The 8138-nt window shown below is 63.4% G+C and carries 7 protein-coding genes; 4 read left to right on the top strand and 3 right to left on the bottom strand.

Features of this window, described 5'->3' with window-relative positions; all coding sequences use genetic code 11:
• Positions 1 to 59 precede the first annotated feature (59 nt).
• The 3 genes from DW49_RS0100800 to DW49_RS0100790 are packed head-to-tail and all read right to left on the bottom strand — an operon-like array spanning position 60 to position 3087.
• On the bottom strand, positions 60 to 776 hold the full coding sequence (locus tag DW49_RS0100800) for a cobalt-precorrin-6A reductase (RefSeq protein ID WP_005620730.1): 717 nt from the start codon (positions 774 to 776) through the stop codon (positions 60 to 62).
• The gene (locus DW49_RS0100795; RefSeq protein ID WP_005620728.1) at positions 773 to 1885 is read right to left on the bottom strand and encodes a cobalt-precorrin-5B (C(1))-methyltransferase; all 1113 of its coding nucleotides are present in this window, start codon (positions 1883 to 1885) and stop codon (positions 773 to 775) included. Before DW49_RS0100795 ends, DW49_RS0100800 begins: the two co-directional genes overlap by 4 nt.
• Positions 1885 to 3087: a bifunctional cobalt-precorrin-7 (C(5))-methyltransferase/cobalt-precorrin-6B (C(15))-methyltransferase gene (locus DW49_RS0100790; RefSeq protein ID WP_005620727.1), complete on the bottom strand. Its 1203-nt coding sequence runs from the start codon at positions 3085 to 3087 to the stop codon at positions 1885 to 1887. Before DW49_RS0100790 ends, DW49_RS0100795 begins: the two co-directional genes overlap by 1 nt.
• 130 nt (positions 3088 to 3217) lie before the next feature.
• Between DW49_RS0100790 and cobG the strand changes: the two genes are divergently transcribed.
• Genes cobG through cobJ form a run of 4 tightly spaced genes read left to right on the top strand, consistent with a single transcriptional unit; the run spans position 3218 to position 7615 of the window.
• A complete protein-coding gene (cobG, locus tag DW49_RS0100785) occupies positions 3218 to 4558 on the top strand; it encodes a precorrin-3B synthase (RefSeq protein WP_189393322.1) in 1341 nt (446 codons plus the stop codon).
• Positions 4555 to 5181, top strand: a complete 627-nt coding sequence (locus tag DW49_RS0100780) for a precorrin-8X methylmutase (protein WP_017702630.1) — start codon at positions 4555 to 4557, stop codon at positions 5179 to 5181. Before cobG ends, DW49_RS0100780 begins: the two co-directional genes overlap by 4 nt.
• Positions 5181 to 5912 (top strand): precorrin-2 C(20)-methyltransferase, encoded by a 732-nt coding sequence (locus DW49_RS0100775; RefSeq protein WP_005736796.1) that lies wholly within the window; start codon positions 5181 to 5183, stop codon positions 5910 to 5912. The genes DW49_RS0100780 and DW49_RS0100775 overlap by 1 nt, the downstream gene beginning before the upstream one ends.
• On the top strand, positions 5912 to 7615 hold the full coding sequence (cobJ, locus tag DW49_RS0100770) for a precorrin-3B C(17)-methyltransferase (protein WP_024420038.1): 1704 nt from the start codon (positions 5912 to 5914) through the stop codon (positions 7613 to 7615). Before DW49_RS0100775 ends, cobJ begins: the two co-directional genes overlap by 1 nt.
• Positions 7616 to 8138: the final 523 nt, after the last annotated feature.

The following is an 8138-nucleotide window of genomic DNA, read 5'->3' as shown; positions in this document are numbered from 1 at the left end:
CATGAGCGTTGTGATCATGCTGTAGCGACCAGGGCGGCGATCCCACATTTGAGACAGTCTCAAAAGTCCAACGCGCCAAGCACCTCATCCACCCCCCAAAACACCCGATTCACCTCAGGCAATGGCGGGCGTTTCAGGATCAGGACGGGCAGGCCGCGTTCGCGGGCGACATCCAGTTTGGGTTCGGTGGAGCTGCTGCCGCTGTTTTTGCTGATCAGCACGTCGATATTGCGTTGCTCGAACAGTTGGCGTTCGTCTTCCAGTACAAACGGACCGCGCGCGCCGATGACTTCGCAGCGGTCGTTGCCGGGGTAGCTGTCCAGTGCGCGCAGTGTCCAAAACTGGTGTTCCGGGATTTCATTGAGATGCTGCAAGGGCTCGCGACCCAGCGTGAACAGCGGTCGCTTGAAAGGGGCCAGTGCCGTGACCAGCGCTGACCAGTCGGCCACTTCACGCCAGTCATCCTCGGGGCCGGGCTGCCATGCCGTGCGGCGCAAGGCCCAGCAGTGAACGTCAGTTATCCTGGCGGCCAGCGCGGCGTTGTGGCTGATCTGCGCGGCATACGGATGGGTAGCATCAAGCAGCAGATCGATACCCTGTTCGCGAATGTACTGCGCCATGCCCTCTGCGCCGCCATAGCCGCCGATTTTCAACTGACAGGCCAGATCGGTCGGCACCCGGCCAACGCCCGCCAGACTGTAGATGTGCTCAGGCCCGAGCCTGCGTGCAATCGCCAGTGCTTCGGTAATGCCGCCCAACAGCAGAATTCGTTTCATGTGTGTTCCTTGGATAACGCAACACCCGCCTGACCGACAACCCCACCCTGACGGTCGATGGCGAACACCTCGACCTGAACAGTGGCAGGCACCACGCTGCGGGCAAACGCCAGCGCATGACGACACACCTCATCGCCCAGCGGCACGCCAGCCGCCGCGCACATCGCCAGCGCCTGCTGGCTGGTATTGGCGTGAAGAATATGTTGCTGCAAGGCCGCGTCCGCGCCGACATCCGCCGCCCATAGCGCCAGTTGCGGCAGGTCGATGCTTGAATGGCGGCTGTGCAGGTCCATGTGCCCGGCGGCCAGTTTGCTGATCTTGCCGAAGCCGCCGCACAGGCTCAACTTATCCACAGGCACCTTGCGCAGATGCTTGAGTACCGCGCCCACGAAGTCGCCCATCTCGATCAGGGCGATATCCGGAATGTTGTAGACGCGGCGCATGGTGTCTTCGCTGGCATTGCCGGTGCAGGCGGCGATATGCCGGTAGCCGTTGGTGGTGGCGACGTCGATACCTTGATGGATCGAGGCGATGTAGGCCGCGCAGGAAAACGGCCGGACGATCCCGCTGGTGCCCAGAATCGACAAACCGCCGAGAATGCCGAGGCGCGGGTTCATGGTCTTGAGCGCCAGCGCTTCGCCGCCCTCGACGCCAATCGTGACCTCGAAACCGCCGCTGTAGCCGAGTTCTTCTGCCAGCCGCAGCAAGTGCTCGGTCATCATGCGTCGAGGCACCGGGTTGATGGCCGGCTCGCCCACCGCCAGCACCAGGCCGGGGCGGGTTACGCTGCCCACACCTGCGCCCGCCACGAAGCGCACGCCGGGCGCCGCTTCCTGCCTGACGCGGGCAAACACCATTGCGCCGTGGGTGACGTCGGGGTCATCACCGGCATCCTTGAGTGTTCCGGCTTCGGCGAAGTTATCCACAAGCCGGCAGAATTCCAGACGCATCTGCACCTGCTTGCCCTTGGGCAACACAATCTCCACCGCATCGCTTATCTGCCCACTGAGCAGCAATCGCGCCGCCGCCAGGCTGGTCGCGGTCGCGCAACTGCCGGTGGTCAGGCCGCTGCGCAGCGGGGCAGGTTGTTCGGCGGTTTCTTCGCGCATCAGGGTTTGACTACGTCCAGCAGGGTGATCGGCAGCGCCTGACGCCAGGTGTCGAACTCGCCGAGAGGCTGGGCATGCGCGACGTGAATGCGCGTCAGTTCGCCGCCATGCCGCTCGCGCCAGGCCATCAGTGCGACCTCGCTTTGCAGGGTCACTGCGTTGGCCACCAGTCGTCCGCCGGAGCGCAGTTGCTCCCAGCAGGTTTCCAGCACGCCGATACGCGTGACGCCGCCGCCGATGAAAATCGCATCCGGGCGTTCCAGGCCGCCCAGCGCCTGAGGTGCACTGCCGCGCACCAGTTGCAGGCCGGGCACGCCGAGCGCATCGCGATTGAATTCGATCAGTTGCTGACGACCCTCGTCGGCCTCGATGGCCATGGCCCGACAGGTCGGATGAGCACGCATCCATTCGATGCCGATAGAGCCACAGCCCGCCCCAACATCCCAGAGCAATTCGCCCGGCACCGGGGCAAGGCGGGCGAGGGTGATGGCGCGCACATCGCGCTTGGTCAACTGGCCGTCATGCTCGAAGGCGCTGTCCGGCAAACCGGCCAGCGTGCTCAGGCGAATGGCGCTGGCATCGGCGCGACAATCGATAGCGACCAGGTTGAGCGCAGCGATTTCAGGGTTGCCCCATTCGCTGGCCAGCCCTTCGACACGCCGTTCCGCATCACCGCCCAGATGCTCAAGCACGGTCATGCGGCTGGGGCCGAAGCCTCGCTCGCGCAGCAGACCGGCGATCACGGCGGGGCTGCTGCCGTCATTACTCAGCACCAACAGGCGCACGCCATGATGGAAATGCGCGTTCAGTGCGGCCACCGGCCGGGCAACCACCGACAAGGTAACGACTTCCTGCAACGGCCAGCCCAGACGAGCGGCGGCTAGAGAATAAGAGGAGGGCGCAGGCAGGATGCGCATTTCTTCGATGGCGACCACACGCGCCAGGCTGGCACCGACGCCGAACAGCATGGGGTCGCCGCTGGCCAGTACACAAATCTCGGCACCGCGCTGTTCCAGCACCGGGTTCAGCGAGAACGGGCTTGGCCATCCACGCCGTTCGGCACCAATGCAGGGCGGCAGCAACGCCAGCTGGCGCGGGCTGCCGAACACCTGATCGGCGTGCAGCAGCGCGTGCCGGGCGTTCTTGCCCAGGCCCTTGTAACCGTCTTCTCCGATTCCCACGACTGTCAGCCACGGCGACATGCACACACCTCAATCCGAACTTCCGACAGAGCGCCTTTTCATGCCTGCGGACAAAGCAGGCATAATACCGCGCCCGACGGGGTACAAGTGCTCTAATCCGTTTTCCAGCCAGTTCATACCGGGTGATCCATTGAACGAGCAGCAGTCCGCTCGCACATCGTCTGTAACGCTACGCCCCTCGGCCTGTCCGGGGTTGCTGCGTATCGTCCCGGCGCTGGACGGCGGAATCTGCCGGATCAAACTGGCGGGTGGTGTCATCACCAGCGCGCAGGCGCTGGCGGTTGCACAGGCTGCGCAAACTTATGCACAGGGCGTGATCGAAGCCACCAACCGCGCCAATCTGCAGATTCGCGGCATTAGCGCTGATCATGACGGCCTGATTGAAACGCTGATGGCCGCAGGGCTCGGCCCGGCCAACCCTGCCAGTGACGATGTGCGCAACCTGATGCTCAGCCCGACCGCCGGGCTGGACCCGCACATGCTGTTCGATGCCCGGCCATTGGCTGCGCAGATTCTGCGTGCGCTGGAAAACCACCCGCGCTTTCAAGAGCTGTCGCCCAAGTTCGCGCTGTCGCTGGATGCCGGTGAAGCGCTGGTCATGCTGGAACATCCACATGACGTCTGGTTGTCGGCGCTGAAAACGGGCGACGAGGTGCTGCTGGCGTTCGGGCTAGCGGGTTGTCCGGCCAGTGATCGCCCGCTGGCCGCTGTACCGCTGGCGGCTGGAGAGGCGTTGGTTGTCGCGTTGCTCGAACTGTTCCTCGATCTGGCCCGTCCGGAGCACACCCGGATGCGGCATTTGCTGGCAGAGTTATCCACAGATGAGCTGCTGCGCCAGCTTGCTGCCCGGCTGAGCTGCACGGTGCGGGCTGATGAAACAGTTACCGGCTGGCAGCGCCCGGCCGTTCAGGGCAATCGGCATATCGGTGTTTATCCACAGGCGCAGTCAGGCCTGGTGGCGGTCGGTGCCGTGGTGCCGCTGGGTCGTCTGACCGCGCCCACGCTCGCTACGGTGGCGCAACTGGCGGCGGATCAGGGCGACGGCACCTTGCGCCTGACGCCCTGGCAAAGTTTGCTGCTGCCCAACGTGCCGGCTGAGCGTTCGGCAGCCGTGATGGCGGCGTTGCAGGCAGCAGGCCTGATTTGTTCGGCTGAACAGCCGCTGGCGCAGATTGTGGCGTGCACCGGGTCTGCCGGATGCGCCAAGGGGTTGGCCGACACCAAAGCCGATGCCCTGCAACTGGCCAGCGGCCTTGCTGTTGGCCAGGCTGTGCACTTGAGCGGTTGCCTACGTTCGTGTGCCGCTGCTCACGTGGCGCCGGTGACGTTGCTGGCCGTTGCGCCCGGCCGCTACGACCTTTATTTTCGCGACGCAGCCCACTCCGGTTTCGGTGTGCTGCGCGCGCGTGACCTTACTATTGAAGCAGTCGGTGCGCAGTTGAACGCCGACTCACGGAGCAGCATTGCATGATTGATTACATCCGCGATGGTCAGGAGATATATCGCAACTCCTTCTCGATCATTCGCGCCGAAGCGCGCCTGGACACGATCCCCGCCGACCTGGAAAAACTCGCCGTGCGCGTGATCCATGCCTGCGGTATGGTCGAAGTCATCGAAGACCTGCGCTTCTCGCCGGGTGCCGGTACCGCCGGGCGCAACGCCCTTGCCGCCGGTGCGCCGATCCTTTGCGACGCACGCATGGTTTCAGAAGGCATCACCCGTACCCGATTGCCTGCCAACAACCCGATCATCTGCACATTGCACGATGAGGGTGTGCGCGAAATGGCGCTTGAGATGGGCAACACACGCTCCGCCGTGGCGCTGGAACTGTGGCGTCCGCACCTGGAAGGCAGCGTTGTGGTCATCGGCAACGCGCCGACCGCGCTGTTTTACCTGTTGGAAATGCTCGATGCCGGCGCGCCGAAACCCGCATTGATTCTCGGTTTTCCGGTCGGTTTTGTCGGCGCTGCCGAGTCCAAGGCCATGCTCGCTGCCGACAGCCGTGGCGTGCCCTTTGTGATCATGCAGGGCCGTCGTGGCGGTAGCGCCATGGCCGTGGCCGCTGTCAACGCACTGGCCACGGAGATCGAATGATGCAGGCACGCGGTCGATTGATTGGCCTGGGCGTCGGTCCCGGCGACCCGGAACTGATTACCGTCAAAGCCTTGCGCCTGCTGCGCGAGTCGCCGGTGGTGGCGTACTTCGTGGCCAAGGGCAAAAAGGGCAACGCGTTCGGCATCATCGAAGCGCACCTGCAGGACGTTCAGACCTTGATGCCGCTGGTCTACCCGGTCACCACCGAGGCATTGCCAGCGCCGTTGTCGTACGAGAAAGTCATCAGTGACTTCTACGACGCGTCCAGCCTTCAAGTGGCTGCGCACCTGGATGCCGGGCGCGATGTGGCGGTGATCTGCGAAGGCGACCCGTTCTTCTACGGCTCTTATATGTACTTGCACGACCGCCTGGCCGAGCGCTACGAGGCTGAAGTGATTCCGGGTGTGTGTTCGATGCTCGGTGGCGCGTCGGTACTGGGCGCGCCGTTGGTGTATCGCAACCAGAGCCTGTCGGTGCTGTCCGGTGTGCTGTCCCACGATGACCTGAAACGCAAGCTGGCCGATGCCGATGCTGCGGTGATCATGAAACTGGGTCGCAACTTCCACAAGGTCCGCGAAGTGCTGACCGAGCTGGGCATGGCCGGACGTGCGCTGTATGTCGAGCGCGCGACCATGAGCAACCAGAAAATCGTGCCGCTGGATCAGGTCGATCCGATGTCTTCGCCGTACTTTTCGCTGATTATCGTTCCTGGTGACAGGTGGCAAGGCTGATGACTCCCAACACTCCGGCCATTGTCATTCTCGGTAACGGCAGCCTCGCGACTGCAAAGCGCATTCAGCAACTGTTTCCCGATGCGCTGATTCATGGCCTGGCCGAGCGCGTGCAGGGCGCTGACAATACGTACAGCGAGTTCGGTGCCACGCTGCGTCAGTTGTATCAGCAGAACACGCCGATCATTGCCCTGTGTGCCGCCGGCATCGTGATTCGCACGCTGGCCCCGCTGTTGCTGGAAAAGGGCGTCGAGCCCCCGGTGCTGGCCGTGGCTGAGGACGGCAGCGCCGTGGTGCCGCTGCTGGGCGGTCTGGGCGGGGTCAATGTCATGGCGCGCAGCATTGCCAGCGGGCTTGGCGTTGCACCGGCCATTACCACCAGCGGCGAGTTGCGCTTCGGCACGTGCCTGCTCAACCCGCCCAGCGGCTATGCATTGGGCGATCTGGAGCTGGGCAAACGTTTTGTCTCCGATCTGCTCTCCGGTGAGCCGGTGCGCATCGAAGGCGAGGCCCCGTGGCTGGCTCGGGCGCAATTGCCTGAAGACCCGCAGGCCGAGCTGGCGATTCATGTTGGCTGTGCCCTGCGTGAGCCTGCGGCCAATGAATTACTGATCTACCCGCGCAGTGTGCTGGTCGCCGTCAGCGAAATAACCGCTGAACTGGCTGCACATGTGCGTACGGCATTGCGCGACTCGAACATTGCCGAGCAATCCCTGGCCTGCCTGCTGGCCAGCGAAGAGCAGATGGCCAACGCGCTGTTGCACCAGGCCGCCAGTGAACTGGATGTTCCGGTGCGCTTTGACAAGGCGGGTTCAGCCAGTGAAATGGCCTCCAGCGCCGTGCCGCAACGGCTGCCGCCACTCAGCGTCGGCAGCGACATGGCGATTGCCGTGGCGACGCAACCGCTGAACGTGCAACACATTGGCCGTGGTCGCGGTCGCCTCGCCGTCATCGGCCTTGGTCCCGGCGCAGCTGAGCTGATGGTGCCTGCGGTCAAAACAGAGCTGGCACGCGCCAATGACGTGCTCGGTTATGAAACCTACGTGCGCATGGCCGGGCCGTTTCGCGCCGATCAGGTGCTGCACTGCACCGATAATCGCGAAGAAATGCTGCGTGCCCGGCATGCCTTCGAACTGGCCGCGCAAGGTCGCTCGGTGGTGGTCGTGTCGTCCGGTGATCCGGGCGTCTTCGCCATGGCCTCGGCGGTGCTTGAAGCGCTGCATGAGTCCGACAACCCGCACTGGCATGCGGTCGAGCTGGAAATTCTGCCGGGTGTCTCGGCTTCTCTGGCAACTGCCGCCCAGGCCGGTGCGCCGCTGGGTCATGACTTTTGCGTGCTATCGCTGTCCGACAACCTCAAACCGTGGGACATCATCGAAAAGCGTCTGGACCTGGCCTGTCAGGCCGATCTGGCGCTGGCGTTCTACAACCCGATATCCCGCTCCCGCCCTTGGCAACTGGGCCGTGCGCTGGAAATCGTGCGTCAGCATCGGCTTCCCGAAACCCCTGTGACATTGGGGCGTGACGTTGGGCGTCCGGGTCAGACATTGCGTGTGATCACGCTGGGCGAACTGACCCCGGATCAGGTCGACATGCGCACCATGGTGCTGATCGGTTCATCGCTGACCTGCACCTTTCCTCGTAACAGCGGTGGCAATTGGGTCTATACGCCGCGCTGGTACGGCGAGAAGCCTACAGCCTGATCCAGTCGGCTTGTCATATCGCCCACGCGCGGTTGTGGGAAAGCGCCGAAATCCTAATGTAAACGCGCGATGTGCAAGCCGGACTTCCGGCCTGCGTATCGCGCGAATCAATCGCTTGCGAGCTACCCACCTTGTAGTTCATTTCGTTGTTTGCCCGTGGAACGCTCTGTGGTGCCCGATCTGTCGGGGGATCACGGGTAGCTCAACCTGTTGCTTCTTCACAACAACCGGCAAGCCGGTGAATTGACGCAGACACTTATCGACACAGGGCGCAGCCGGGCAGCCCGTTTTATTTCGTTAGTCTTGTTCCTGTCCATCGGGACGCATGAATTAAAGGACTAATGAAATGAAACAGGAAACCCCTATGAGCACCACCGATAACCTTGATTACCTCGCCGCCTGTGAACTGGCTGATTGCTCCCCGCCATTTGCAGCCTATGCAGCCGCTCGCAATGCCCCATCGCGTCTGGTGGGCGGCGATGCGAAGGATGCAGCGGGCGCTACGGCCGCCGTAGTGGCAGGG

Origin of the sequence: Pseudomonas avellanae BPIC 631 (assembly GCF_000444135.1) — a bacterium.
Lineage (GTDB): Bacteria > Pseudomonadota > Gammaproteobacteria > Pseudomonadales > Pseudomonadaceae > Aquipseudomonas > Aquipseudomonas avellanae.
This window is presented reverse-complemented; position numbering and strand designations above follow the sequence as displayed.